Raw genomic sequence first — 26,262 nt, 5'->3', positions numbered from 1 at the left:
TCGAGGCGGGCGGCGTGGCGCCGAACGATCTGAGGATGCGAGGAAGCTAAATCATCAACGAGATTGTTGACAAGATGTTCCGACGAAAATGCTCGCCAGATGGGATCCCGGGTGCGGCCGCCTCCGTGCCGCGCACTAGGGTTCTCCCAGCGAGGGCCGCCGAGGACGGACGGAAGACGAGGGAGAGGTCGACGGAGTGACGGACAGGCTTACGGGCGCTGCCGGCCGCGAGCATGTGGCGAACGCCATCAGGCAGGCCCTGCGAGCCGGGGACCTGGTACCCGGCCAGCGGCTCGTCGAGCTCGACCTCGCGGAGGCCTACGGGACGACGCGCGGCGCAGTCCGTGAGGCGCTGCAGGACCTCGCGGCCGAGGAGATCGTCGAGATCGTCCCCCGCCGCGGCGCCCGGATCCGCGCGGTGTCCGTCGAGGAGGCCGTGCAGATCACCGAGTGCCGGTCGGCGCTGGAGCAGCTGTGCGCGCGGAAGGCGGCCGGCCGGGCGAGCGACGGGCAGCGCGCGGAGCTCCGGCGGATCGGCGCCGACATGCGGCAGGCCGTCGCCGACGGGGCCTGGGACGCGTACTCCGCCCTCAACCAGCGGCTGCACGAACTCGTCATCGAGGCCAGCGGGCAGGAGGTGGCGCGCCGCCAGCTCGAACGGCTGAACGGGCCGATGGTCCGCTTCCAGTTCCGGCTCGCCCTGCGCCCCGGACGCCCCGCGCAGTCCCTCCCGCAGCACCTCGCGATCGTCGACGCCGTCGCCGGCGCCGACCCGGAGGCGGCGGCACGGGCGGTGGCGGCGCACCTGGACGACGTGATCGAACAGCTGCGGGCGTCGGCCACGGGCGCGTCGGCGCCTCGCATGTGAAGGGCGCCGGCCCCCATTTCGCTACTCAGGGTGAGGTTCTGGCCGGAGGGGTGAAGCCGCCCCCGAGGCTCTTCCGGGACTGAGGGCATCTTGAGGGCGCGCTCTGTCCGGATCGCGCCCCCCTTCACGTCCCCGCGCCCCGAGAACGCTCACGACTGCTTCTGACCAGCATTGTTCGCCGTGTGATCACTCCCGCCGTATCCGGCCGAACGGTTATCGGTCTGTCGTACGACGCCTCATACCAGAGCGCGATGCTGTCCGCACGAGTTTGTCAACTGCCCACCGCACATGATGCGGTGACGACTACGGTGAGTGTCGGTCGCCCGGCGTGACGGCTCGCGACGGCTCACGTCGCAGGACGCCTCGCGCCGCGGGCCGTGTCGTAGGGATCGGGATCAGGGAGCGGGGACCGGTACGTGCAGCCACAAGGCGGACGAGGGAGCCGACGGGGCGAGGAGCCCCGCCACCCGGGGACGGTCGGCGCCACGGTCGTGGCCCGCACCCCTCGGAGCGCCGCCGCCCCGGCCCCCGGCGCCCGCCGTGACGGCGCCGCCGCCCGGCCGGAGCGGCGTGAGGGCGGACGGCACGGACGTCCGCCCGCCCGGCCCGCGCCCGGCCTGCCCGAGTCGCCCTTACGGTCCCAGCTGCTCCGGCTCGCCGTGCTGCCGCCCGTCGCGGTGGCCCTGAGCGCCTGCGCCGCCGTGCTGTTCACCGTACGCTCCAGCGGGATGCGGCCGAACGGTGCGCTGTGGACGGTGCTCGGTGGCGCCACCGCCGTGGCCCTCGCCGGCATCGTCATCGCCGCCGTGGCCGCCGAGCGCGCGGCTCGCTCCGTCCACGACCGCGTGGGCGTCCTGCGCCGCGCCACGGCACGGCGCGAGGCGGACCTGCACGCCCTCGTCGCGGCGCTGCGCAACGGCGAGCCGCCGCCCCCGCGCGGCCGGCGCACCGAACGCGGCGGCGACGGCGACGAGTTCGACCAGCTCTCCGCCGATCTCGCCCGCGTCCACGACGGCGCGGTCACCGCCGTGGTGCAGGCGGCACAGCTCTCCAGCCAGGCGGGCAGCGAACAGAAGCTCGAGGTGTTCGTCAACCTCGCCCGGCGACTGCAGTCCCTCGTCCACCGCGAGATCTCCATCCTCGACGAGCTGGAGAACGAGATGGAGGACCCCGATCTGCTCAAGGGGCTCTTCCACGTCGACCACCTCGCCACCCGCATCCGCCGCCACGCGGAGAACCTCGCCGTGCTCGGCGGGGCCGTCTCACGACGGCAGTGGAGCAACCCGGTGCCCATGACCGAGGTGCTGCGGTCCGCGATCGCCGAGGTCGAGCAGTACTCGCGGGTCAAGCTCGTGCCGCCGGTCGACGGCACCCTGCGCGGACACGCGGTCGCCGACGTCATCCACCTGCTCGCCGAACTCGTCGAGAACGCGACCGTGTTCTCCGCCCCGCACACCCAGGTGCTCCTGCGGGCGAACCTGGTCACCTCCGGACTGGCCGTCGAGGTCGAGGACCGCGGCCTCGGGATGCCCGTCGGCGAGCAGGACCGGATGAACGCGCTGCTCGCCGACCCCGACCAGGTGCATGTCGCCAGCCTGCTGGCCGACGGCCGGATCGGCCTGTTCGTGGTCTCCCAGCTCGCCCGGCGGCACGGCATCCACGTCCGGCTGCAGACCAACATCTACGGCGGTGTGCAGGCCGTGCTGGTGGTGCCGCAGTCCCTGCTCGGCGGGGAACCGGCCGCCGTGACCGGGGCGCCGGGGACGACCGCGCTGCTGCCCCCTGCGGACGGCGGCACGGGACCGACGGGGCGTCACACCCCCGCGCTGTCCGGGACCTCGGACACACGGGAGAACGAGCGGCCCCCCACGTCGGCGACGGATTCCCACATCGGGGACGACCCGGCCGCCGGAAACACTCAAGCGTCCCCCCTCACCCCCGCCGCCCACCCCGGCCGGCCCCCGGCCGCGTCCCCCGACGACGGCGCCGACCCGCCGCCGCTGCCCCTGCGCGGCGCCCGTACCGCCCGCCCCACCCCGGCCGAGGCCGTCCCCGGCGTCCACCACACCGGACACGCCCCGGGCACCGCGCCCGACGGACACCCCGCGCCCGACGGGCCGGGCGGCGGCACCGCCACGGCCGGGGAGGCGCTCACCCCGCTTGTCCCCCGCACCACCCCCGTGCGCGGCACCATGGGCAAGCCCCGACTGCCCCGCCGCCGCGCCCAGGAGCACATCGCGCCACAGCTGCGCGACGGGCCCGCGCCCCGCCAGGACGGCGAGCACGTCGCAGGCCACGACCCCCAGCTGATGGCCGCCTTCCAACGGGGCATCAGCCTCGCGGAGTCCGCGCCGGAGTCCCCCGCGCCCACGCGGCCGGCCGCGCCCGCACCCCTGACCGACCACACCGCCCGGCACGACGGGAGCGCGTCCGCCGGATGACCACCCCCACCACCAGCGCTCCCGCAGACCTTCGTACCCCAAGGAGTCGATCCACCATGGCGAGCGATGCGCCGACCGCCCAGGTATCCGACCTCGACTGGCTGATGAGCGGCCTCGTGCAACGCGTGCCGCACACCCGCAGCGCCGTCCTGCTGTCCTGCGACGGACTGGTGAAGTCCGTCCACGGCCTCGACCCGGACGCCGCCGACCACATGGCCGCCCTCGCCTCCGGCCTGTACTCCCTCGGCCGCAGCGCCGGTGTCCGCTTCGGCGACGGCGGCGACGTCCGGCAGGTCGTCGTCGAGCTCGACTCGACGCTGCTGTTCGTCACCACCGCCGGCTCCGGCACCTGCCTCGCCGTGACGGCCGGCCGCGAGGCCGACGCGGCGGTGCTCGGCTACGAGATGGCGATGCTGGTCAAGTCCGTACGGCCGTACCTGATGACCGCTCCCCGGCAGCAGGGCGTCGAGCCCCCGGCGATGAGGCCTTGAGCGTGCGGGCGGCCGGTGACGGGCCGTGGCTCGACGACGCGGCCGGCCGGCTGGTGCGCCCCTTCACGGTCAGCAACGGACGGACCCGCCCGACCGTCGCCCTCGACCTGATGTCGCAGGTGCGGGCCACCGGCGCCACCCCGCTCGGCTACCTCGGCCCCGAGCACGCACAGGCGCTCGACCTGTGCCGCGCCCCCGTCCCGGTCGCCGAGGTCGCCGCCCATCTCGGGCTGCCGGTGGCCGTCACCAAGGTGCTGCTGGCGGACCTCGTCGACTGCGGGGCGCTGACCGACAAACCCCCCGCGTTCCACCACAACCCCACGGACCGGGCCCTTCTGGAGGCAGTGCTCGATGGACTACGACGACAGCTCTGACCGGGTCGACGGCGCCGGGCACGGCGGCGACGACCTGTTCCCGACCGCCCTCAAGATCCTGGTGGCGGGCGGGTTCGGGGTCGGCAAGACCACCTTCGTCGGCGCCGTCAGCGAGATCGCGCCGCTCAGCACGGAGGAACTGCTGACCACCGTCAGCGCCGCCACCGACAAACTCGACGGCATCGAGAACAAGGTCGAGACCACCGTGGCCATGGACTTCGGCCGCATCACCCTCGACCGCGAACACGTGCTCTACCTGTTCGGCACGCCCGGCCAGGAACGCTTCTGGTTCATGTGGGACGAACTGTGCGAGGGCGCGCTGGGCGCCGTGATCCTCGCCGACACCCGGCGCCTGGAGGAGTGCTTCGCCGCGGTCGACTTCTTCGAGCAGCGCGGCCTCGGATTCATCGTCGCCGTCAACGAGTTCGACGGCGCCCACCGCTACGACCCCGGAGAGGTGCGGGCCGCCCTCGACCTCCCCGACGAGGTGCCCGTCGTCCGCTGCGACGCCCGGATCTCCAGCTCCGGCGTGCAGACCCTGCTCACCCTCGTCCGCCATCTCATCGCGCATGCGCCCGCCACACCCACGGGGTACGGCGCGCCCATGTGACCCCCCACACCCCACGGAGCCCGTCCATGAACTTCGCCCACGCCCCGGGAGCCCGCCCATGAGCTACGACCCGCCCCGCCCGGCCGGTCGGCTGCTGCTCACCCCGGAGGACCGGCAGGCGCCGGAGCGCACCCGCAGGCTGCGCCGGCTGGGACTCGGGGAGCACCCCGACCCCGAACTGGACGCCTTCGCCCGCGGTCTCGCCGAGCTCACCGGGGCGCCGTACGGGGTGGTCAACCTCCCCGGCGAGCACGGGCAGTTCTTCGCGGGTCTGCACACCCCGGGCGTCGCCCCCGTCCTCCGCGGCGACGGCACCGGCGCCCTGCTCGGCCGGGCACTGCCCCGTGACCACGGCTTCTGCCCGCACGTCATCGCCCGCGGCAGGGCGTTGGTGCTGGAGGACGTGAGTGACTACCCGCGCTTCGCGGGCAACGCGGTGGTGGACGAGTTCGGTATCCGCTCCTACATGGGCGCGCCGCTCACCGACGGCACCGGCATGGTCCTCGGCACCGTCGCGGTCAGTGACGTACGGCCCCGCGGCTGGGGGCAGCCCGGCCTCGCCGCCATCAAGGCGCAGGCGGCGGAGCTCGCCGCACGGCTGGAGCGCCGGGAGAGCGACGGGCTGCCGCTGTGAGACGCGGCGCGCGCCCAGGCCCGGACGGGTGACGCGTGAAGCAAAGCTGTGGCCGCGCTTAAGAAATCCTCGATGGACCGGCGAGGGTGTCGTACGGCAGATTGCAGTCGATTCCACTCCTCTTCCCGGACCGGGGCGCTTCGGCATGCCCGCGCCCGGGACTCACCCTCAGGAGCCGTAGCGTTGAAGGCGCTGGTCAAGGAGAAGGCGGAGCCCGGGCTGTGGCTCACGGACGTCCCGGAGCCCGCCGTCGGACCCGGCGACGTGCTGATCAAGGTGCTGCGCACCGGTATCTGCGGCACCGACCTGCACATCCGGAACTGGGACGGCTGGGCGCAGCAGACCATCGACACCCCGCTCGTCCTCGGACACGAGTTCGTCGGCGAGGTCGTGGAGACCGGCCGGGACGTCCCCGACGACATCAAACCCGGTGACCGGGTCAGCGGCGAGGGCCACCTGGTGTGCGGCAAGTGCCGCAACTGCCTGGCCGGCCGCCGCCACCTCTGCCGGGCCACCGTCGGCCTGGGAGTCGGGCGCGACGGCGCGTTCGCCGAGTACGTCGTGCTGCCCGCGACGAACGTCTGGGTGCACCGCGTCCCCGTCGACCTCGACGTCGCCGCGATCTTCGACCCGTTCGGCAACGCCGTGCACACCGCGCTGTCCTTCCCCCTCGTCGGTGAGGACGTCCTGATCACCGGCGCCGGACCGATCGGCCTGATGGCCGCCGCCGTGGCCCGGCACGCCGGCGCGCGCAACGTCGTCATCACCGACGTCAGCGAGGAGCGCCTGGAACTCGCCCGCAAGATCGGCGCGACCCTGGCGCTGAACGTCGCCGAGTCGACGATCGCCGACGGGCAGCACACCCTCGGCCTGCGCGAGGGCTTCGACATCGGCCTGGAGATGTCCGGCCGCCCCGAGGCGATGCGCGACATGATCGCCAACATGACGCACGGCGGCCGCATCGCCATGCTGGGCCTGCCCGCCGAGGAGTTCCCCGTCGACTGGGCCCGCGTCGTCACCTCGATGATCACCATCAAGGGCATCTACGGGCGTGAGATGTTCGAGACCTGGTACGCCATGTCGGTGCTGCTCGAGGGCGGACTGGACCTCGCCCCCGTGATCACCGGCCGCTACTCCTACCGCGACTTCGAAGCCGCCTTCGAGGACGCCGCCGGCGGCAAGGGCGGCAAGGTCATCCTCGACTGGACCGCGTAAGTCATCTGCCTTCCAAGGAGCATTGCGATGTTCGACTCCGTGCGCGACGACCTGCGCGCCACCCTCGACGAGATCCGCGCCGCCGGCCTGCACAAGCCCGAGCGCGTGATCGGCACCCCGCAGTCCGCCACCGTGAACGTCACCGCCGGCGGCCGCCCCGGTGAGGTCCTCAACTTCTGCGCCAACAACTACCTGGGCCTCGCCGACCACCCCGAGGTGATCGCGGCCGCCCACGCGGCCCTGGACCGCTGGGGCTACGGCATGGCGTCCGTCCGCTTCATCTGCGGCACCCAGGAGGTGCACAAGGAGCTGGAGGCGCGCCTCTCGGCGTTCCTCGGCCAGGAGGACACGATTCTCTACTCCTCCTGCTTCGACGCCAACGGCGGTGTGTTCGAGACGCTGCTCGGCCCGGAGGACGCGGTCATCTCCGACGCGCTGAACCACGCGTCGATCATCGACGGCATCCGGCTGTCGAAGGCCCGCCGCTTCCGCTACGCCAACCGTGACATGGCCGACCTGGAGCGCCGGCTCAAGGAGGCCGCCGAGGGCGGCGCGCGCCGCACCCTGATCGTCACCGACGGCGTCTTCTCGATGGACGGCTACGTCGCCCCGCTGGACGAGATCTGCGACCTCGCCGACCGGCACGGCGCCATGGTCATGGTCGACGACTCGCACGCCGTCGGCTTCGTCGGCCCCGGTGGCCGCGGTACCCCCGAACTCCACGGCGTGATGGACCGCGTCGACATCGTCACCGGCACGCTCGGCAAGGCTCTCGGCGGCGCCTCCGGCGGTTACGTCGCCGCCCGCGCCGAGATCGTCGCCCTGCTGCGCCAGCGCTCCCGCCCGTACCTGTTCTCCAACACCCTGGCCCCGGTCATCGCCGCCGCCTCCCTGAAGGTCCTCGACCTGCTGGAGTCCGCCGACGACCTGCGCGTCCGGCTGCGGGAGAACACCGGGCTGTTCCGGCGCCGGATGACCGAGGAGGGCTTCGACATCCTCCCCGGCGACCACGCCATCGCCCCCGTGATGATCGGCGACGCGGCCCGCGCGGGCCGCATGGCCGAGCTGCTGCTGGAGCGGGGCGTGTACGTGATCGGGTTCTCCTACCCGGTCGTGCCGCAGGGCCAGGCCCGCATCCGCGTGCAGCTCTCGGCGGCGCACTCCACGGACGACGTGAACCGTGCCGTCGACGCGTTCGTCGCGGCGCGTGCGGAACTCGACGCCTGACCGTCGCGCACCGCTGCATTTGAGACAATCGATCTCATGATCGAAGCGCGGCGGCTCCACATCCTCCGTGCGGTGGCGGACCATCGCACGGTCACCGCGGCGGCCGCCGCGCTGTACCTCACCCCCTCGGCCGTCTCCCAGCAGCTCACGGCGCTGGAGCAGGAGACCGGCCACCGCCTGGTCGAGCGCGGCGCCAAGGGCGTACGGCTGACCCCGGCCGGGGAGATCCTGCTCAGCCACACCAACGCGGTCCTCGCCCAGCTGGAACGCGCGGAGGCCGAGCTGGCCGCGTACGGGGCGGGGGAGGCCGGCACCGTCACGGTCGCCGCCTTCGCCACCGGCATCGCGCAGGTCGTGGCCCCGGCCGTGGCCAGGCTCGCCGCCTCGGCGCCCGGCATCCGCATCCGGGTGCAGGACGCCGAGGGCGACGCGAGCCTCCCGATGGTCCTGGACCGCCAGGTCGACGTCGCTGTGGCCGTCGAGTACCGCGGGGCGCCGCCCGCCGACGACCCGCGCCTCACCCATGTCCCGCTCTACGCCGAGCCGTTCGACGCGGTCGTCCCCCTCACCCACCGGCTGGCCGACGGTCCCGAGGTGCCGCTCGCGGAGCTGGCCAAGGACCCCTGGATCGGCCCGTACCCCGGCAACCCCTGCCATGACGTGGTGGTGCTGGCCTGCGAGAACGCCGGGTTCCAGCCGCGTCTCGAACATTCCTCGGACGACTTCCGCGCGGTCGTCGCCCTCGCCTCCGCCGATGTCGGCGTGGCCCTCGTGCCCCGGTCGGCGCTGCGAGGGATGGATCTCACGGGCGTGGTGGTGCGCCCGGTCGACGGGGTGGCGCCCACACGCCGGGTGTTCGCCGCCGTGCGCCGGGGCGCGGAGGGGCACCCGCTGATCCGCCCCGTGCTGGACGCGCTTCGCGCGGCGGCCGAGGACGCCTGAGAAGCCCTTTCGTGCCGCTCATATTCGGGATACAGTCCCGGATGTGAAACAAGAGCAGGGTGCCTCCGATCCCGTCGACGTGCGCCTCGGCGCGCGGCTGGCCGAACTGAGGGCCGAACACGGCTGGTCGCTGGGGGAGCTGGCGGAGCGCAGCGGCGTCAGCCGGTCCACGCTGTCGCGCGCGGAGCGGGCCGAGACCAGCCCCACCGCGTCCTTGCTGAACCGCCTCTGCGCCGTCTACGGCCGCACCATGTCGCAGCTGCTCAGCGAGATCGAGGCGCAGCCTGCGCCGGTGGTGCGCGCCGCCGACCAGCCGGTGTGGCGGGACAAGGCCTCCGGGTTCGTCCGCCGCTCCGTGTCCCCGCCGCACGCCGGACTGCGCGGCGAACTCGTCGAGGGCCGCCTCACCGCCGGCGCTGACATCCCCTACGACCGGCCGCCCGTCCCCGGCCTGGAACAGCACATCTGGGTGCTCGAAGGCGCCCTCGCCGTCACCGTCGGGGACACCGAGCATCTCGTGGGCGAGGGCGACTGCCTCCGGCTGCGCGTCTGGGGCCCCACCCGCTTCCGCTGCCCCGGCCCCGAGGACGTCCGCTACGCACTGGCGGTGGTGCGCCCGTGAACGTCGAGCGCCCCGACGCCGCCCGGCTAGCGGAGATGACCGGCGCGCTGGCCGACCTGCTCACCGACACCGTGGACGGCGGCGCGTCCGTCGGCTTCCTCGCCCCGCTCGACCGCGTGGCCGCCGTCGCCTGGTGGACCGAGCGGTGCGCGGCGGTCGCCGCCGGACGCCTCACGGTGTGGACGGCGTCCGAGGAACCCGGCCGGGTGCTGGGCACCGTGAGCCTCGCCCTGCCCGCCGACAAGCCGAACAGCGCGCACCGCGCCGAGCTGGTGAAGCTGATGGTGCACCGCACGGCCCGCGGCAAGGGCCTCGGCCGCCGGCTGCTGGCGGTCGCGGAGGAAGCGGCGGCCGCGGACGGCATCACCCTGCTGCACCTGGACACCGAGACCGGCAGCCCCGCCGAGCACCTGTACCGCACGTCCGGCTGGACGGAGGTGGGCGCGATCCCCGACTACGCGGCCGACCCGGGCGGGGTGCTGCGGCCGACGACGATCTACTACAAGAGGCCGGCTCTTTCGGGTTCGCGGGAGGGCAACACCCCATAGGGGCGGGGAACCGCGCGACCGGGGACCCGGGGGCGGAGTCCCCGGAACCGGGGGGGGCGGGCACCGAACGGTGACTGTCGGTCCCACCCGCTACCGTGCCTGCCATGCCGGATGCCGAAGACGTACGACGGATCGCCCTGTCCCTGCCGGACACGACGGAGAAGACCGCCTGGAGCATGCCCACGTTCCGGGTCGCGGGGAAGATGTTCGCCACCCTGCCGGAGGACGAGACGTCGATCGCCGTGCGCTGCCCCAAGGAGGAGCGGGACGAACTGGCCCTCGCCGAGCCGGGGAAGTTCTGGATCGCGGACCACGAGGCGCAGTTCGCGTGGGTGCGGGTCCGGCTCGCGGCCCTGGAGGACGAGGACGAACTGCGGGACATCCTCGCCGACTCCTGGCGCCAGGCCGCCCCGGCCCGGCTGCTCGAGGCGTACCCCCGGCTGGGGCTGCCACCGGAAGGCTGACGGAGCCGGGGCCGTACGGCCCCCTCCCGTTGTCAGTGCGCCGTGGCATGATCCCGATCACGCGTGGCCGCCGGGTCCGGAGGGGGGTCCCGGCGGCGCGCCGCGCGTGTTCCCGCTGCGACGTCCGGCTCAGACGCCGACGGGCACGGCCCCGGCGGTGAACCGGGTGATCCGCTCGCGCAGCGACCGCGCGTCCAGGCCGTGCGCCGCGAGGTGCTCGTCGATCTGCCCGTAGCGGCGCAGCTCTGCCCGCCCCACACCCAGCCCCAGCACCCGGTGCGGCACGTCGGCCAGCGCGTCGTTCGCCGCCGCCGTCGACGTCCCCGCCAGATAGGGCTCCACCAGCACCACGTCCGTCCCCGCCGTCGTGGTGGCCCGGCGCAGCGCCGCCGCGTCGAAGGGGCGGACGGTGGTGGCGTACAGGACGGTGACGTCCAGGCCCGCCGTCGCCGTCAGCACGGCGTCCAGCATCGGCCCCACCGCGACCACCACCCCCGCGCGCCCCTCCCGGACCGTGAGGAACTGCTGCCCGTCCACGGGCCGCCCGGCCGCGTTGGACTGCAGGGACAGCCGGACGTACACCTTGTCGTCGCCCGCGGCCACCGCGTGCCGCAGCAGTGTCTCCGCCTCGTCCGGATGCCCGGGCACATGCACCGTCCACCCGTCCAGGGTGTCGAGCAGCGCCACGTCACCCGGCGCCATGTGGGTGTAGCCACCGGCGGGCCAGTCGAAGGAGGCGGCGGCGCTCACCAGCACCGCGCCCACGTCCTGGTGCCCCAGATCCAGCTTCACCTGCTCGAACGGCCGCTCGACGAGGAAGCTGGCGAAGGTGTGCACCACGGGCCGCATCCCGGCCAGCGCCATCCCGGACGCCGCGCCGACCAGCAGCTGCTCCCGGATGCCGACGTTGACCACCCGGTCCGGGTGGCGGCGCAGCGCCTCGGTGAAGCGGTCCGCGCCGACCTCCGCGAGGACCACGGCGACCCGCGGGTCCTCGTCCAGCACCCGGGTGACGACGGGAGCGAAACGATCACGCATGCTGTCCACGGGGATCGTCCTTTCGTTGAGTGTGATGACGAGAGGGGAGAGGGCGCTCACGCGTTCTTGGGCTCGACCCGGGCCACGACCACGTGCGGTCTGCCCGGGTGCGGGGCGGTGAACGCGGCGTACAGCGCCTCGTGGTCACGGCCGTCGACCGTGCGGGCGGACCATCCGGCCGCCTCGAACCGCGCGGCGATCCCGCCCGGACGGGCGTACGACGCCGAGGAGTTGTCGACGACGACCGTGTGCAGCCGGTCCAGGCCCGCGGGGCCGGCGAAGGCGATCGCCTCGTGGTTGCTGCCCTCGTCCAGTTCGGCGTCCCCGATCAGCGTCCACACCGCCGGGTCGTGCAGCCCCTGGGCGCGCAGCCCGAGCGCCGTGCCCACGGCGATCGGCAGCCCGTGCCCCAGCGACCCGCTGCCGATCTCCACGCCCGGCACCAGCGTCCGGTCCGGGTGATGGCCGAGCGGGGAGTCGTAGGAGCCGAAGCCGGGCAGCCAGTCCGCCGGCAGGAACCCCTTGGCGGCGAGGACGGCGTAGTACGCCATCGGCCCGTGGCCCTTCGACAGCAGGAACCGGTCCCGTCCGGGATCGCCGGCGTTCCCCGGTCCGACCCGGAGCACCCGGTCGTACAGGACCCACAGCACGTCCAGCGTGGACGTCGCGGCGGGCCCGTGCTTCTCGTCCCCGGTCATCAGCCCCATCAGGCCCGGGAGATCGGTGTATCCGTACGTCTGCGTGCGCTGCTCGGTGATCGTCATGCCGTCGATCGTGCGACCTCGACCAAACTTGAGGTCAAGTGTCACCCGGAGGTGTCGTGCGCGGGGAAACGGATGCGCGATCACCGTCCCGAGTGCGGTATGGTTTCCGTGCGCGTTCGGCCGGGGGAATCCCCAGGTCAGGCGGGCAACGGGACGTGGCGCAGCTTGGTAGCGCACTTGACTGGGGGTCAAGGGGTCGCAGGTTCAAATCCTGTCGTCCCGACGTGTGCGAGTCGTGGATCAGGGCCGGTTCCGGATGACATCCGGAACCGGCCCTGACGCGTGTCCGCCCCGGCGGACGGGGCGACGTCAGGCGGGCGCGCCGAGGGGCGGGTGCTCCAGCACCCGGGGCCTGTACTCGACCAACTGGGTGCGGCCGTCGAAGGCACGGCTCCCGGTCATCTCCAGGGCCACGTCCGGATAGCCGTCGTAGATGCGCTCCGCGCCCGTGGCCCCGGTGATCACCGGGAACATCACCACCCGGAAGCGGTCGACGAGACCGGCCCGCAGCAGGGACCGGGAGAGGCTGAGGCTGCCGATCGTGCTGAGGATCCCCGGCTCGCTCTCCTTGAGGGCGCGGACGGTCTCCACGGCGTCGTCGCGGACGAGCGTGCAGTTCGCCCACGTCAGCGGCTCCTCCAGAGAGGAGGAGAAGACCACCTTGGGCGCCTGTGTGAGCTCGTCCACGGACTCCTGTTCCTCGGCCCTGAACTCGTCCTGGCCGGCCGGGACGTCGCCCGCGGCGAAGCCCGACATCAGGCGGTAGGTGTTCGCTCCCATCAGGTAGGTGACCTTGGGCTGCTCGCCGAGCCAGGCGAGGTACTCCGGGCCTTCGAGGCCCCAGAACCCGGGCCACCCCTCTCCCGACGCGTAGCCGTCGAGGGAGGTGATGAAGTCGACGAGAAGCTCCGACATGGCGTTGTCCCTTCCTGAGGTGTCATGAGTCCTGAGGTGTCATGAGTGCGGACCGGCGGGGAGCCGAGAACTCATCGGTCCGGACGCCAGGAGAATCGTCCGTGTATGTCCTTGATGTCGCTTTCGTAACTATCTAACGTTCCGGCGGAGACACCGTCGCGGGTTCCGACGCCCGTGCGCCGTACCGGAAGCGAGGTGTGGAGCGATTGCACGCGAGGTGCGGACGTCACAGAACGCGGCGGCGCGCGCGGGCGCTGCTCGCCCTGACCGTGCTCGCCTCGACGCTCGCCGCCTGCGGCGGTGACGACGAGAGCTCCCGCCCCACCCTCAACTGGTACAACTTCCCCGACGACTCCGGCGCCCTCCAGGAGGCCGCCGACCGGTGCAGCCGCGAGTCCGGGGGGCGTTACCGGATCGTCTACAACAAGCTGCCCCGCGCGGCCGACGGCCAGCGGCAGCAGATGGTGCGGCGGCTCGCCGCCGAGGACGACTCCCTCGACATCCTGGGCCTGGACGTCACCTGGGCCGCCGAGTTCGCCGAGGCCCGCTGGATCAGGGAGTGGACCGGTGAGAGCAAGCGCCGGGCCACCGAGGGCACCCTCGACGTGCCGGTCCAGACGGCGACCTGGAAGGGAAAGCTCTACGCCGTCCCGTACAACACGAACATCCAGCTGCTCTGGTACCGCAGGGACCTCGTGCCGAAGCCGCCCACGACCTGGGCGGAGATGCTGGACATGTCCCGCGACCTGGCCCGGCAGGGCAAACCGCACTTCGTCGAGATCCAGGGCGCCCAGTACGAGGGCCTCACCGTCTGGTTCAACTCCCTGATCAACAGCGCCGGCGGCTCCATCCTCAACCCGAGCGCCACCGAGCCCTCCCTCGGCCCGCCCGCCGTGAGGGCCGCCTCGATCATGCGGGACCTCGCCCGCTCCCCGGCCGCCGACCCCTCCCTGCCCAACCAGATGGAGGACCAGAACCGGCTCGCCATGGAGTCGGGAGTCGCCGCCTTCGAGATCAACTACCCGTTCGTCTATCCGTCGATGAAGAGCAACAACCCCACGCTCTTCAAGAACTTCCGCTGGGCGGTCTACCCCCGCGTGGACGCCGGCCGTCCCTCGCGTCCCACCATCGGCGGCATCGACCTCGCCGTCAGCGCCTACTCCCGCCACCCCAACCTGGCCTTCGACGCGGCCCTGTGCCTGCGCGACCGGGAGAACCAGCTCAACGCCGCGCTCAAGGGCGGACTGCCGCCCACCCTGCGCGCCATCTACGACGAGCCGGAGTTCATGAAGGAGTACCCGTTCTCCAAGGAGGTCCTGGCCTCCCTCGAGACGGCGAGCGTACGGCCGCTCACCCCCGCCTACCAGAACGTGTCGATCGCCGTCTCGCACACCCTGTCCCCGCCCTCCGGCATCCGGCCGGAGAGCGACGTCTCCACCATCAGGGAGCAGATCGACGAGGCCCTGCGATCCGAGGGTGTGATCCCGTGAGCACCATGGCACAGCCGGCGCAGGACGAAGCGCGGAACAAGAAGGCCCTGTCGGCAGGCGCCCGGCAGGAACGGCGGCTCGGCTGGCTGCTGTGCGCGCCGGCCGTGATCGTCATGCTCGCCGTGACCGCCTACCCGATCGGCTACGCGGTCTACCTCTCCCTCCAGCGCTACGACCTGCGCTTTCCCGGCCGCGCCGAGTTCACCGGCCTCAGCAACTACGGGGCCGTGCTGACCTCCCCGTTCTGGTGGGACGCCTTCTGGGTGACGCTGTTCCTCACCGTGGTGTCCGTGGCCATCGAACTGGTCCTCGGCATGGGCCTCGCCCTGGTCATGCACCGCACGATCTTCGCCCGCGGCACGGTCCGCACCGCCGTCCTCATCCCGTACGGCATCGTCACCGTCGTCGCCGCCTTCTCCTGGCAGTACGCATGGACCCCCGAACTCGGCTATCTCGCCGGGCTGCTGCCCAGCGGGGACGCCCCGCTCACCGAGCAGTGGCCCGCCCTGTGGCTGATCATCCTGGCCGAGGTGTGGAAGACCACCCCCTTCATGGCGCTGCTGCTGCTCGCCGGCCTCGCCCTGGTCCCCGAAGAGACGCTGAGAGCCGCGATGGTCGACGGAGCCACCCCCTGGCAGCGGTTCACCAAGGTGATGCTGCCGCTGATGAAACCGGCGATCCTGGTCGCCCTGCTCTTCCGCACCCTGGACGCCTTCCGGATCTTCGACAACATCTACGTCCTGACCGCGGGCGCCCACGGCACCGGATCCCTGTCCATCCTCGGCTACGACAACCTGTTCACCGCGCTGAACCTGGGCATCGGGTCGGCGATCTCGGTCCTCATCTTCATCTGCGTCGGGATCATCGCCTTCACCTTCGTCAAGCTGTTCGGCGCCGCCGCACCGGGCACGGAGGTGAAGCGCTGATGGCCGCCGTCGGCAGGTCGCACGCGACGCGATGGGGCGTCGTCAATGTCGTGGTGGTCCTGTACGCCCTGTTCCCGGTGTGGTGGATCGTCGCACTGTCGTTCAAGGCGCCCAGCACCCTCACCGACGGCAGCTACATCCCCACCGACTGGACCTGGGAGAACTACAGGGGGATCTTCCAGACCTCCGAGTTCACCCGGGCCCTGATCAACTCCATCGGCATCGCGCTCATCGCCACACTGATCGCGGTCGTGCTCGGCACCATGGCCGCGTACGCGGTCGCCCGGCTGCGGTTCCCCGGCAAGCAGGTGCTCATCGGCATGTCGCTGCTCATCGCCATGTTCCCGCCGATCTCCCTGGTGTCACCGCTGTTCAACATCGAGCGGAGCATCGGCATCTTCGACACCTGGCCCGGGCTGATCATCCCGTACATGACCTTCTCGCTGCCGCTGGCGATCTACACCCTGTCGGCGTTCTTCCGGGAGATCCCCTGGGACCTGGAGAAGGCGGCCAAGGTGGACGGGGCGACGCCCGCGCAGGCGTTCCGGATGGTCATCGTGCCGCTCGCCGCGCCCGGCGTGTTCACCACCGCCATCCTCGTGTTCATCTTCTGCTGGAACGACTTCCTCTTCGCGATCTCGCTGACCTCCACCGAGTCCGCGCGCACGGTCCCCGCCGCGATCGCGTTCTTCACCGGCAGCTCGCAGTTCCAGCAGCCCACCGGATCGATCGCCGCGGCCGCCGTGGTGATCACCATCCCGATCATCATCTTCGTCCTGCTCTTCCAGCGGCGGATCGTCGCCGGCCTGACCTCCGGCGCGGTCAAGGGATGAGCCCGAAGGCAAGGAGGCAGCACCCATGGCCGAGATCGTCCTCGAGGGAGTCACCAAGCGCTATCCCGACGGATCCCTCGCCGTGCGGGACGTGAACCTCGACATCGCCGACGGTGAGTTCGTGATCCTGGTCGGTCCGTCCGGGTGCGGCAAGTCGACCACCCTGAACATGATCGCGGGCCTGGAGGACATCACCGAGGGCACCCTGCGCATCGACGGGCAGGTCGTCAACGACCTCGCGCCCAAGGAACGGGACATCGCCATGGTGTTCCAGAGCTACGCCCTCTACCCGCACATGAGCGTGCGGGAGAACATGGGCTTCCCGCTGCGGCTGGCCAAGGTCGACAAGGCCACCGTCGACCGCAAGGTGGAGGAGGCCGCCCGGGTGCTCGACCTCGTGGAGTTCCTGGACCGCAAACCGTCCAACCTCTCCGGCGGCCAGCGCCAGCGGGTCGCGATGGGACGGGCCATCGTCCGCGACCCCAAGGCGTTCCTCATGGACGAGCCCCTGTCCAACCTGGACGCCAAGCTCCGCGTGCAGATGCGCACCCAGATCTCCCGCATCCAGCGCCGCCTGGGCACCACCACCGTGTACGTCACCCACGACCAGACCGAGGCCATGACCCTCGGCGACCGGGTCGTCGTCATGCGCCAGGGCCTGGTGCAGCAGGTCGGCACCCCCGCCGAGCTGTACGACATGCCGCGCAACCTGTTCGTCGCCGGGTTCATCGGCTCCCCGTCGATGAACTTCGTCCAGGCGTCCCTGACCCCCGACACCCTGCACACCCCGCTCGGCGACCTGCCTCTGGACGACCGCATGCGCCGGGAGCTGGAGCGGCGGGACGCGCCCCGCGAAGTCATCGTGGGACTGCGGCCCGAGGCGTTCGAGGACGCGAGCCTCGCCCGCGACACCGGAGGCCCGGCGGTCACCGTCACCGTGGACGTGCTGGAGTCGCTGGGCTCCGACGCCTACGTCTACTTCACCGCCGAGGGCGGCCCGGTGAGCACCGCCGAACTGGACGAGCTGGCCACGGACTCGGGCCTGGCCGACACCGGCGCCGGCGGGGACCAGCAGATCGTGGCCCGGCTGGACGCGGCGACCCGCGCCCGGGAGGGACAGCCGATCGAGCTCCGCGTGGACCTGTCCAAGGCGCACGTCTTCGACCCGAAGAACGGCGCCAACCTCACCCACCCGGAGAACTGAGCCCTCTCCGTACGGATCGCGCCGTACCGACCGCGCCGTCCGGGCCGCCCCGCGAGGGAGGTCCGGACGGCGCGGCGCGGTCAGATCACGCAGCCCGCGTGCGCCAGCGCCTGCTTCAGCAGCACCCCGTGCCCGCCCGGCATCTCGCTCTGAACCGCCCGCGACACGGCCTCCTGCGGGGTGAACCACACCAGGTCCAGCGCGTCCTGCCGGGGCCGGCAGTCACCGGTCACCGGCACGATGTACGCCAGCGACACCGCGTGCTGCCGGGGGTCGTGGAACGGCGTGATGCCCTGGGTGGGGAAGTACTCCGCGACCGTGAACGGCTGCAACGACGCCGGGACCCGGGGCAGCGCCACCGGGCCGAGGTCCTTCTCCAGATGACGCAGCAGCGCGTCACGCACCCGCTCGTGGTGCAGCACCCGGCCGGAGACCAGGGTCCGGCTGACCGTCCCGTCGGGCCCGATGCGCAGCAGCAGACCGACACTGGTGACCTCACCACTGTCGTCCACACGCACGGGGACGGCCTCGACGTACAGGATCGGCATCTGGGCGCGTGCCTGCTCCAGATCGTCGGAGGACAGCCAGCCCGGCGTGGTCTCGGTCATGTCAGACATTGCTTGATCATACTTTCGAGGGTCAGGGCTTCACGGCCACCGCGCCGTACTGCGGCACCACCGGATCGGCGCCGGGTTCGGCGCGCCACTGCGAGCAGGAGACCAGACCGGGCTCGACCAGCTCCAGTCCGTCGAAGAACGCGGTGATGTCCGCCGCGCCGCGGGCGGTGATCGGGGGAGTGGCGTTCGCGTTCCAGAACTCCATCGCCGGCACCTGGAGTTCCCCGCCCACCTCGGGGTCGAACGTGGGGTGGGTGAGCACCAGGAAGCTGCCCGAGGGCACCTCCGCCATGATGCGGCGCACGATCTCCCGGGCCTTGTCCGTGTCCAGCACGAAGTTGAGGATGCCGAGCAGCATCACCGCGACCGGCTTCGAGAAGTCCAGCGTCGCGGACGCCCGCTCCACGATGGCGTCCGGGTCGTGGACGTCCGCGTCGATGTAGTCGGTGGCGCCCTCGGACGTGCCGGTCAGCAAGGTCCGGGCGTGGACGAGGACGATCGGGTCGTTGTCGACGTAGACGATCCGCGCGTCCGGCGCGATGCGCTGCGCGATCTCGTGGGTGTTGTCCGCCGTCGGCAGTCCCGTGCCGATGTCGAGGAACTGCCGCACCCCTCGCTCGCGCGTCAGGTACGTCACCGCGCGGCCCAGGAAGTCCCGGTCCGCGCGGGCGATGTCCCGGATCACCGGGTTGATGGACGCGACGTGGTCACCGACCTGCTGGTCGACCTCGTAGTTGTCCTTGCCGCCGATCCAGTAGTTCCACACGCGCGCGTTGTGCGCCACACCGGTGTTCAGTCTCGCCGAGCCGCTCGTCGGGGTGTGGCTCTCACTCACGGTCTCTCCCTCTCCCTCGCCCGCGTCCTGCCCGTACGGGCCGACCCGGCCATTGTGCATCGCGGTGATCACCTTGTCCCGGGAACGGACCGGGTCGCCCCGTGAACAGGGGCGACCCCGTACGGAAGCTGAGCGAGGGTCAGCGGGACTCCGCTCTGCGCAGGGTGTCCTCGACGACGTCCTTGTCGAGCGCCGCGCGCACCAGCGCCGAGGACAGCACGGCCGGTTCCGTCCGGCCCGCGAGGCCGAGCAGCCGGTCCGGGTCCTCCGGCAGCCCGAGCCGCCGGGCGCCCTGCAGCGCCTTGGCGTCCACAAGCGGGGCCGCCTCGGGCCACACCGCCTGCACCTCGCGCAGGAAGATGGCCGCTCCGGTCGGGCCGATGCCGGGGAACTCCTGGAGCAGACGGCGCAGTTCGTCCACGTCACCGTCGGCCTCCGCGCGCAGCCGGCGCAGGTCGCCGCCCCAGCGGTCCAGCAACAGCTCCGCGGCCTCGCCGAGTTGGGTGGCGGTGCGCTCGTCGTAGCGCCGGTAGCCGCCCCGGCCGAGGGCGTCGACCCGCTCCTGCCAACGCGCGTCGGCCATCCGGCGGGGGTCGCGCAGCCCCGCCTCGTGCAGGGCACGGGCGGTGGCCACGGCGACCGACCCCCGGATGCGCGCGCTGAGCAGATGGGCCAGCACCAGCAGCCGGTACAGCGGCTGGGGCGTGTTCCGCAGGGCGATGCCCGCCTCGTGCGCGTACGTCTCGCCGTGCGCGTCGACGAGGACGCGCACCACGGCCCGTTCGTCGTCGCGGCCGGCCACGGTCACGCCTTGAGCGGGTCGTGGCCCAGTGTCATCAGACGGTGGCGGCGTGCGGTGTCCCCGGCCACCGGCTCGTTCTCCGGGTCCGTCTCCTCGGCGACGGCGTCGACGACCTCCTCCATCACCCGCAGGTCGTCCTCGGTGAGGTCGGTGCGGCGCTTCTGCAGGATGGCCAGGACGTGCTGTCCCGTCTCGCTGCCCGCCCGGTCCGGCAGAGGCTCCGTCGTCTCGCCGGCGTCACCGACCCGCAGCCAGGCGGCCAGCTCCGCCGACGTCATGTTCACCGCGCGGTGGAAGTCCTCCCACAGCGCGTCCATTTCGAGGGCGTCGGTCATCGTGTGCCCCTTCGTCCGCGTGCGTCGTGCGTCCGGGGATCCCTCAGGACTCCCGGGGGTGGTTCTCCGCCTCGAACATCCAGCGCTGCTTCTCCAGGTCGGCGGTGACGGAGATCAGCAGGTCCTGCGTGACCAGGTCGGCCTTCTCGGTGGCGTCGATCCGCTCGCGCAGCCGCGTGATGGCCGCGCCGAGGGCGTCGGTCATCACCTCGACGGCCTCCGAGTCGCGCAGCCAGCCCTCCGCGGGCGCCGGCAGGGCGAAGACCTTGGCGATCGTCTCCGGGCGGCCGTCCGGCGGCACGCCGATGGCCGAGGCGCGCTCCGCCACCGTGTCGGCGTGCGTGCGCGCGGCCGAGACCACCTCGTCCAGCTGCAGGTGCACCGAGCGGAACCGCGGTCCCACGACGTTCCAGTGCGCCTGCTTGCCGATCAGGGACAGTCCGAGCAGGTCGATCAGGGTCTCCTGGAGGGCCTCGCCGGAAATGCGGCGGGCCTCGTCCGGAAGCGTGCTCCTCACGACGGTCATGAAGTGGTGTTCCTCCCAGTTGATGCGCTCGTGGCGCGAGGGCGGGGCCCCGCGGGCGACGCCGGCGCGGGCCGCGCTCCGCGACCACTCCGTGAACGCGCGGGTGCCCCCGGCCTTCCGGGACAAACCCGGCCGGCGGTACGGCGGGACCGGCCGTGACCTCCAGATCTTCCCCGGGAGGGGTGGCGCGGTCTATAGTCCGAAACTAGCGGTGCTAATTAAGTGGGCCGCCGATCGGCAGCCCGGCCGTCGGCTCACGGATCAGGAGTTCCCGTTGCGTCCCGTCCACTTCGCGGCCGCCCGCCGCACCCCCATCGGCAAACTGCGCGGAGCCCTCTCCGGCGTACGGCCCGACGACCTCGCCGCCGTGGTGATCCGCGGCCTGGTCGCGGACGTGCCCGCGCTGGACCCGGCCCGCGTCGACGACGTCTACTGGGGCGCCGCCAACCAGGCCGGCGAGGACAACCGCAACGTCGCCCGCATGGCCGCCCTGCTCGCCGGCCTTCCCGAGTCCGTCCCCGGCGCCACCGTCAACCGCCTCTGCGCCTCGGGCCTGGAGGCGGTCACCACCGCCGCCCGCACCATCGCGGCCGGCGAGGCCGACATCGTCATCGCCGGCGGCTCCGAGTCCATGAGCCGCGCCCCCTTCGTGCTGCCCCGCCCGGACGAGGCCCTCCCGCACCGCATCGAGACCTACGACACGCGTCTCGGCTGGCGGCTCGTCAACCCGGCGATGAAGGAACTCCACGGCCTGCTGGCGATGGGCGAGACCGCGGAGGAGGTCGCCGGACGGTACGGCATCTCGCGCGAGCGGCAGGACGAGTTCGCGCTGCGCAGCCACCGGCGCGCCGCCGAGGCCCGCAGACACGGCCACTTCGACGACGAACTGCTGCCGGTGACCCGCCCGGACGGCGTGGTCGTCGACGCCGACGAGTGCGTCCGGGAGGACACCTCCCTGGAGAAGCTCGGCCGGCTCAAGCCGGTGTTCCGCGCGGGCGGCTCGGTCACCGCGGGCAACGCCTCCCCGATGAACGACGGCGCCGCCGGGCTGATCCTCGTCAGCGAGGAGGCCCTCGACGACCTGGGCCTGGAGTCCCTCGGCCGCTACGTCGCCGGCGGCTCGGCGGGCGTCCACCCGGACGTCATGGGCATCGGCCCCGTCCCCGCCACCCGCAAGGTGCTCGCCCGCGCCGGCTGGGACATCGGGGACGTCCAGGAGGCCGAGTTCAACGAGGCGTTCGCCGCCCAGGCCCTGGCCTGCGTCGACCAGCTCGGCATCGACCCGGAGCGGGTGAACGCGGACGGCGGCGCCATCGCGCTCGGCCACCCGCTGGGCTGCTCCGGCGCCCGCATCCTCACCACCCTGCTGCACCGCATGCGCCGCACCGGCGCGGGACGGGGCCTCGCCACCATGTGCGTGGGTGTCGGCCAGGGCAGCGCGGTGCTGGTCGAACGCGACTGACGGGCGGCCGTCGCGGCGCCCGCCCGAGCGGTCACCAGGTGGGACACGCCTTACCGGCGGCCGATGCATGCACGTAGCATCGGTCGCCGCATGAACACCATGACCCTCTGGGACCTCACCGGCTGGCAATTCGCCGCGCTGGCCTTCGCGGCTCTGCTCGTCGGGTTCTCCAAGACCGCCGTCAGCGGCGCGAACACGGTGAGTCTCGCCGTGTTCGCCGCCGTCCTGCCCGCCCGCGCGTCCACCGGCGTGCTGTTGCCCATCCTGATCGCCGGGGACGTCCTCGCCGTGCTGACCTACCGGCGGCACGCCCACTGGCCCACCCTGTGGCGGCTGTTCCCCGCCGTCGCGGCGGGCGTGGCCGTCGGCACGGTCTTCCTCATGTGGGCGGACGACGGGATCGTACGGACCTCGATCGGGGCGATCCTGCTGCTGATGGCCGGGGTCACGGTGTGGCGGCGGCGCCGCGCCGACACCGAGGACGAACCCGACGGGGTGGTCACCCGGGCCGGCCGCGTCAAGGCCCGCTCCTACGGCGTCCTCGGCGGCTTCACCACCATGGTCGCCAACGCGGGCGGCCCGGTGATGTCGATGTACCTGCTCTCCGCGGGCTTCCGCAAGCTGGGCTTCCTGGGCACGTCGGCTTTCTTCTTCCTCATCGTCAACACGTCCAAGCTGCCCTTCAGCGCGGGCCTCGGCCTGATCGACGCCGACTCGCTGCTGCTGGACGCGGCGCTGGTGCTGTTCGTGGTGCCGGGGGCGCTGCTCGGCACATGGGCGGTGACGCGGATCAACCAGCGGCTGTTCGAACAACTGGTCATCGCGGCGACCGTGGTGGGGGGACTGCAGTTGTTGCTGCGCTGAGTGCCCGGGATCCCACCTGGGCGGCTGCCTTGTCCGGCTGGACGGCGCGGCTCACGGGCCGGCCGGGGGTGTGGTCTCCCGGTGGTCCTCCGGCCTCCGCGGCCTGTGGCGGGGCCTGTGGAGGTGGGAGGGGGCCGCCGTGCGGCCTACCGTCGCGGCCAGTTTGCGGAGGCGGCGCCAGTCCAGGCGGGGTGGGCCGGGGATGACGCCCGGGCGTTTGCGGGGGACCCGGACGCGGAGGGCGCCCGGGGCGATGCGGCAATGGACCGGCGCGGCCAGCACCATCGCCTCGCCGTCGACGCCCGCCTCGATCTCGTCCCGGTCCGCCTCGACGACCACCTCCGGCGCGGTCAGCACCGTCAGCCCCGCGGGATCCGGGTTCAGCAGCAGCGCGGCCGCGCTGATCGCGCCCTCCACCCTCACCCCGAGGACGCCCAGCGTCCCCGAGTCCAGCCGCTCGCGCCGCCCGAGCCCGAACGGATCGCCCGTGCGGTACGGGTTGTTGCTGACCAGCACCGCCTGCGGAGCCGTCAGCGTGGTGTCGCCGGCACGGGCCACCAGCCGGGGTCCCTGCTGACCGGTGAGCAGGTCCGGCAGCATCTCCAGACTCGTGCCGATCTTGTCGTCCCGGTACGCGGGACTCTGCACGATCGCCGCGTACGCGCCGAACGACGCGTTGTTCACGAAGGGCTGCTCCCCGGCGAACCCCAGGTCGACCCGGAGCTCCACGCCATCCGTCAGCGCGTCCAGACACGCCGCCGGGTTTCCCCGGTCCAGGCCCAGATCGAGCGCGAAGTGGTTGCGGGTGCCCGCGCTGATCACCAGGAACGGGACGTCGTGCTCCGCGGCCACGGCCGCGACCAGCGCCTGGGTGCCGTCGCCGCCCGCCGCACCCAGCAGGTCCGCGCCGTCCGCGACGGCACGCCGGGCCAGCTCGGTCACGTCGTGCTGCTGCCCCGGCTCCAGCAGCACCACCCGCGCGCCCAGCCGCTCCGCCTTCTCCCGCAGCCGGAACCGCCCCACCTTGCCGCCGCCCGAGCGCGGATTCATGATCAGCACCGGCTTCCGGGGCGGCGGCAGACGCCGCTCCCGCACCGGGGTGTGCCCGCCCGTGCCGCGCAGCGCGTACCTGCCGCTCCACACCGCCAGAACCCACAGCGCCAGCGACACCAGCAGCGCCCAGAACAGCGTCACCGCGAACAACGCCAGCAGCGCCGCCGGCACGCACACGGCGATGAGCGCGGCCCCCCACCGCAACGGCCCGCGCAACGTCAGCGTCCACCACACGGCGGCCGCGCTGAGCCCCAGCCCCACCGCGCCCAGCATCAGCAGCAGGAGTCCGCGCAGCCCGCCGTAGACCAACGGGGCCGCCACGGCGAGCGCCGCCGCGAGCAGCGCCCCCCGCGCCGCCCACCGCTGGGCGTGATAGCCACGCCTGCTCCAGTCCACGCCCATGACTCCTTAGGTCGCCCGGCGTCATCGTAGGGCGAACAGCACAGGAGTGCGGGCCGACGGCGATCGGGGCACGGGCCGCCGTCGGGTGCAGCGTCCCCTCCCCGTACGCTCGCCGCATGCCCCCGCACGTGCTGATCCTCGGCGGCACCACCGAGGCACGCCGGCTCGCCGCCGCGCTGGCCGCCCGCCCCGCGACCCGGGTCACGACCTCGCTCGCGGGACGCGTGACCCGGCCGGGCGCGCTCGACGGCGAGGTACGCGTCGGCGGCTTCGGCGGCCCCGACGGACTCGCGGCCTGGCTCCGCGAGCGGCGCGTGGACGCCGTCGTCGACGCGACCCACCCGTTCGCCGCGACGATCACCGCGAACGCGGCCACCGCCACCGCCGCCGCCCGGGTGCCCCTGCTGGTGCTGCGCCGCCCCGGCTGGCGGCCCGGACCCGGCGACCGCTGGCACCCGGTCCCCTCCCTGGAGGCGGCCGCCGCCGCGCTGCCCTCACTCGGGCGCCGGGTGTTCCTGACCACCGGGCGTCTCGGCCTCGCGGCCTTCGCCGGGCTCACGGAGACGGCCTTCGTCGTACGGTCGGTCGAGCCTCCCGAGCCGCCGCTGCCCCCGCACACGCATGTCCTGCTGGCACGGGGCCCGTTCACCGTGGCCGACGAGACGGCCCTGCTGCGCGAGCACCGCGTCGAGGTGCTGGTGACGAAGGACAGCGGCGGCGCGGCGACATCGGCGAAACTCACCGCCGCCCGCGACCTCGGCCTCCCCGTCGTGGTCGTCCGCCGCCCGCCCCTGCCGGAGGGCCTGACCGCGCTCCCGGACGTGCGGGGGGTGCTGGACCGGCTGGACGAGGTCCTCGCGGGACCCTCCGGGCAGGCCTGGCGCCCGTCCGACCGGACGCCGCCGATGTGCGCCGCAAGGCGCTGACGCCCGTCGTCCGGCTTGACCGCCGGGCAGGCGTCAGCGCTCGCCGGGGGAGCGGCGCAGCAGATAGGTGTCCATGATCCAGCCCTTGCGCTCCCGCGCCTCCGCCCGCAGCCGTTCGATGCGCGGGGCGGCCTCGGCGACCGGACCGGAGACCAGGATCTCGTCCGGGGTGCCGATGTACGCGCCCCAGTAGATGTCGACGTCCTCGTCGGCGAAGGCACGGAAGCGCTGATGCGCGTCCAGCATCACCACCACGTCGTCCACGCCCTCCGGGAAGCCCTCCTCCGCGAGCCGCCGTCCCGTGGTGATCTGCACCGGGCGCGCCACCCGGCTGAGGCCCGTGCGGTGCCGGGCGACGAGGGCCGAGACGCTGCTGACGCCCGGGACGACGTCGTATGCGAAGGCGACCGTGCCCCGCTCCCGCACCTCCTCGAGGATGCCGAGCGTGCTGTCGTACAGCGCCGGGTCGCCCCACACGAGGAACGCGCCGGTCTCCTGCTCGCCCAGCTCCTCGGAGATCAGCCGCTCGTAGATGTCGGCGCGGGCGCTGCGCCAGTCGCCGACGGCGGGGGAGTAGGCCGAGCCGCCCGCCGAACGGTCACGCTCCGGGTCACGCGCCTCCACGACGCGGTACGCCCGGTCCGCCAGATGCGTCTCCAGCATGTCCCTGCGCAGCCGCGTCAGGTCGGCCTTCGCCTCGCCCTTGTCGAGCAGGAAGAACACGTCCGTGTCCCGCATGGCCCTGACCGCCTGCAGGGTGAGCTGGTCGGGGTCGCCCGCGCCGATACCGATCACATGAAGAGTCCGCACGCCCCGAGTCTGCCGCACGCCTCC

At 72.7% G+C, this 26,262-nt stretch carries 29 protein-coding genes and 1 tRNA gene; 20 read left to right on the top strand and 10 right to left on the bottom strand.

The window, feature by feature from the left end; all coding sequences use genetic code 11:
* Window positions 1–196: 196 nt before the first annotated feature.
* The 12 genes from ELQ39_RS04450 (at window position 197) to ELQ39_RS04395 (ending at window position 10,436) form a co-directional block, all read left to right on the top strand.
* Window positions 197–868, top strand: coding sequence for a GntR family transcriptional regulator (locus ELQ39_RS04450; protein ID WP_190001729.1), 672 nt, complete (start codon window positions 197–199; stop codon window positions 866–868).
* A gap of 491 nt (window positions 869–1,359) precedes the next feature.
* Window positions 1,360–3,309, top strand: coding sequence for a sensor histidine kinase (locus ELQ39_RS04445; RefSeq protein ID WP_242591071.1), 1,950 nt, complete (start codon window positions 1,360–1,362; stop codon window positions 3,307–3,309).
* Between the two features lie 56 nt (window positions 3,310–3,365).
* Window positions 3,366–3,800: a roadblock/LC7 domain-containing protein gene (locus ELQ39_RS04440; RefSeq protein ID WP_048455171.1), complete on the top strand. Its 435-nt coding sequence runs from the start codon at window positions 3,366–3,368 to the stop codon at window positions 3,798–3,800.
* Between the two features lie 2 nt (window positions 3,801–3,802).
* Window positions 3,803–4,174, top strand: coding sequence for a DUF742 domain-containing protein (locus tag ELQ39_RS04435; RefSeq protein ID WP_006130360.1), 372 nt, complete (start codon window positions 3,803–3,805; stop codon window positions 4,172–4,174).
* Window positions 4,152–4,784 (top strand): GTP-binding protein, encoded by a 633-nt coding sequence (locus ELQ39_RS04430; protein WP_190001732.1) that lies wholly within the window; start codon window positions 4,152–4,154, stop codon window positions 4,782–4,784. The genes ELQ39_RS04435 and ELQ39_RS04430 overlap by 23 nt, the downstream gene beginning before the upstream one ends.
* Window positions 4,785–4,842: 58 nt before the next feature.
* On the top strand, window positions 4,843–5,418 hold the full coding sequence (locus ELQ39_RS04425) for a GAF domain-containing protein (protein WP_242591070.1): 576 nt from the start codon (window positions 4,843–4,845) through the stop codon (window positions 5,416–5,418).
* A gap of 183 nt (window positions 5,419–5,601) precedes the next feature.
* Window positions 5,602–6,633, top strand: a complete 1,032-nt coding sequence (gene tdh / locus ELQ39_RS04420; RefSeq protein ID WP_190001734.1) for an L-threonine 3-dehydrogenase — start codon at window positions 5,602–5,604, stop codon at window positions 6,631–6,633.
* A 27-nt stretch (window positions 6,634–6,660) separates the two neighbouring features.
* On the top strand, window positions 6,661–7,860 hold the full coding sequence (locus ELQ39_RS04415; RefSeq protein ID WP_242591069.1) for a glycine C-acetyltransferase: 1,200 nt from the start codon (window positions 6,661–6,663) through the stop codon (window positions 7,858–7,860).
* Window positions 7,861–7,896: 36 nt separating this feature from the next.
* Window positions 7,897–8,802 (top strand): LysR family transcriptional regulator, encoded by a 906-nt coding sequence (locus ELQ39_RS04410; protein WP_190001736.1) that lies wholly within the window; start codon window positions 7,897–7,899, stop codon window positions 8,800–8,802.
* Window positions 8,803–8,845: 43 nt separating this feature from the next.
* Entirely contained in the window at window positions 8,846–9,424 is a 579-nt protein-coding gene (locus ELQ39_RS04405) for a helix-turn-helix domain-containing protein (RefSeq protein ID WP_242591068.1), read from the top strand.
* Window positions 9,421–9,972, top strand: coding sequence for a GNAT family N-acetyltransferase (locus tag ELQ39_RS04400; RefSeq protein WP_337662988.1), 552 nt, complete (start codon window positions 9,421–9,423; stop codon window positions 9,970–9,972). Before ELQ39_RS04405 ends, ELQ39_RS04400 begins: the two co-directional genes overlap by 4 nt.
* Before the next feature lie 104 nt (window positions 9,973–10,076).
* Window positions 10,077–10,436 carry an MmcQ/YjbR family DNA-binding protein gene (locus tag ELQ39_RS04395; RefSeq protein WP_190001738.1) on the top strand — a complete coding sequence of 120 codons (360 nt, stop codon included), beginning with the start codon at window positions 10,077–10,079 and terminating at the stop codon, window positions 10,434–10,436.
* A gap of 129 nt (window positions 10,437–10,565) precedes the next feature.
* On the opposite strand, the gene ELQ39_RS04390 is transcribed toward ELQ39_RS04395, so the two are convergent.
* Entirely contained in the window at window positions 10,566–11,483 is a 918-nt protein-coding gene (locus ELQ39_RS04390; protein ID WP_242591067.1) for a transketolase family protein, read from the bottom strand.
* Window positions 11,484–11,530: 47 nt separating this feature from the next.
* On the bottom strand, window positions 11,531–12,238 hold the full coding sequence (locus tag ELQ39_RS04385) for a transketolase (protein WP_225629062.1): 708 nt from the start codon (window positions 12,236–12,238) through the stop codon (window positions 11,531–11,533).
* A 149-nt stretch (window positions 12,239–12,387) separates the two neighbouring features.
* Between ELQ39_RS04385 and ELQ39_RS04380 the strand changes: the two genes are divergently transcribed.
* Window positions 12,388–12,461: transfer RNA gene (locus ELQ39_RS04380), tRNA-Pro, on the top strand.
* An 86-nt stretch (window positions 12,462–12,547) separates the two neighbouring features.
* Here the strand turns inward: ELQ39_RS04380 and ELQ39_RS04375 are convergent.
* Window positions 12,548–13,153 (bottom strand): dihydrofolate reductase family protein, encoded by a 606-nt coding sequence (locus ELQ39_RS04375; RefSeq protein WP_242591066.1) that lies wholly within the window; start codon window positions 13,151–13,153, stop codon window positions 12,548–12,550.
* Between the two features lie 197 nt (window positions 13,154–13,350).
* Here ELQ39_RS04375 and ELQ39_RS04370 point away from each other — a divergent pair, with 197 nt between their 5' ends.
* Genes ELQ39_RS04370 through ELQ39_RS04355 form a run of 4 tightly spaced genes read left to right on the top strand, consistent with a single transcriptional unit; the run spans window position 13,351 to window position 17,606 of the window.
* Window positions 13,351–14,643 carry an ABC transporter substrate-binding protein gene (locus ELQ39_RS04370; protein WP_242591065.1) on the top strand — a complete coding sequence of 431 codons (1,293 nt, stop codon included), beginning with the start codon at window positions 13,351–13,353 and terminating at the stop codon, window positions 14,641–14,643.
* Between the two features lie 5 nt (window positions 14,644–14,648).
* Window positions 14,649–15,569: a carbohydrate ABC transporter permease gene (locus ELQ39_RS04365; protein ID WP_242595541.1), complete on the top strand. Its 921-nt coding sequence runs from the start codon at window positions 14,649–14,651 to the stop codon at window positions 15,567–15,569.
* Window positions 15,569–16,402, top strand: a complete 834-nt coding sequence (locus ELQ39_RS04360; protein ID WP_190001743.1) for a carbohydrate ABC transporter permease — start codon at window positions 15,569–15,571, stop codon at window positions 16,400–16,402. The genes ELQ39_RS04365 and ELQ39_RS04360 overlap by 1 nt, the downstream gene beginning before the upstream one ends.
* A gap of 25 nt (window positions 16,403–16,427) precedes the next feature.
* On the top strand, window positions 16,428–17,606 hold the full coding sequence (locus tag ELQ39_RS04355; RefSeq protein ID WP_242591064.1) for an ABC transporter ATP-binding protein: 1,179 nt from the start codon (window positions 16,428–16,430) through the stop codon (window positions 17,604–17,606).
* Window positions 17,607–17,686: 80 nt separating this feature from the next.
* Here ELQ39_RS04355 and ELQ39_RS04350 read toward each other — a convergent pair whose 3' ends face one another.
* From ELQ39_RS04350 to ELQ39_RS04330, 5 genes are all read right to left on the bottom strand, one after another.
* The gene (locus ELQ39_RS04350; RefSeq protein WP_006130344.1) at window positions 17,687–18,214 is read right to left on the bottom strand and encodes an NUDIX hydrolase family protein; all 528 of its coding nucleotides are present in this window, start codon (window positions 18,212–18,214) and stop codon (window positions 17,687–17,689) included.
* Between the two features lie 31 nt (window positions 18,215–18,245).
* Window positions 18,246–19,058, bottom strand: coding sequence for an SAM-dependent methyltransferase (locus tag ELQ39_RS04345; protein ID WP_190001745.1), 813 nt, complete (start codon window positions 19,056–19,058; stop codon window positions 18,246–18,248).
* A gap of 139 nt (window positions 19,059–19,197) precedes the next feature.
* On the bottom strand, window positions 19,198–19,860 hold the full coding sequence (locus tag ELQ39_RS04340) for an endonuclease (RefSeq protein ID WP_242595540.1): 663 nt from the start codon (window positions 19,858–19,860) through the stop codon (window positions 19,198–19,200).
* A 2-nt stretch (window positions 19,861–19,862) separates the two neighbouring features.
* On the bottom strand, window positions 19,863–20,195 hold the full coding sequence (locus tag ELQ39_RS04335; RefSeq protein ID WP_190001746.1) for a DUF3140 domain-containing protein: 333 nt from the start codon (window positions 20,193–20,195) through the stop codon (window positions 19,863–19,865).
* A 43-nt stretch (window positions 20,196–20,238) separates the two neighbouring features.
* Window positions 20,239–20,721: a ferritin-like domain-containing protein gene (locus ELQ39_RS04330; protein WP_190001747.1), complete on the bottom strand. Its 483-nt coding sequence runs from the start codon at window positions 20,719–20,721 to the stop codon at window positions 20,239–20,241.
* 274 nt (window positions 20,722–20,995) lie between these two features.
* Here ELQ39_RS04330 and ELQ39_RS04325 point away from each other — a divergent pair, with 274 nt between their 5' ends.
* On the top strand, window positions 20,996–22,183 hold the full coding sequence (locus ELQ39_RS04325; protein ID WP_242591063.1) for a thiolase family protein: 1,188 nt from the start codon (window positions 20,996–20,998) through the stop codon (window positions 22,181–22,183).
* Between the two features lie 90 nt (window positions 22,184–22,273).
* Entirely contained in the window at window positions 22,274–23,047 is a 774-nt protein-coding gene (locus ELQ39_RS04320) for a sulfite exporter TauE/SafE family protein (RefSeq protein WP_225629058.1), read from the top strand.
* Between the two features lie 51 nt (window positions 23,048–23,098).
* Here the strand turns inward: ELQ39_RS04320 and ELQ39_RS04315 are convergent, their stop codons facing one another.
* Entirely contained in the window at window positions 23,099–24,502 is a 1,404-nt protein-coding gene (locus ELQ39_RS04315) for a diacylglycerol/lipid kinase family protein (RefSeq protein WP_242591062.1), read from the bottom strand.
* 116 nt (window positions 24,503–24,618) lie between these two features.
* Here ELQ39_RS04315 and ELQ39_RS04310 point away from each other — a divergent pair, with 116 nt between their 5' ends.
* Window positions 24,619–25,428, top strand: coding sequence for a cobalt-precorrin-6A reductase (locus ELQ39_RS04310; RefSeq protein WP_242591061.1), 810 nt, complete (start codon window positions 24,619–24,621; stop codon window positions 25,426–25,428).
* A gap of 33 nt (window positions 25,429–25,461) precedes the next feature.
* Here the strand turns inward: ELQ39_RS04310 and cobF are convergent, their stop codons facing one another.
* A complete protein-coding gene (cobF, locus tag ELQ39_RS04305) occupies window positions 25,462–26,238 on the bottom strand; it encodes a precorrin-6A synthase (deacetylating) (protein ID WP_242591060.1) in 777 nt (258 codons plus the stop codon).
* Window positions 26,239–26,262 lie beyond the last annotated feature (24 nt).

Source organism: Streptomyces sp. GB4-14 (genome assembly GCF_022696125.1).
GTDB classification, from domain to species: domain Bacteria; phylum Actinomycetota; class Actinomycetes; order Streptomycetales; family Streptomycetaceae; genus Streptomyces; species Streptomyces werraensis.
Note: the sequence above shows the minus strand (reverse complement) of the source record. Positions and strands in the feature narration are given on the sequence as shown.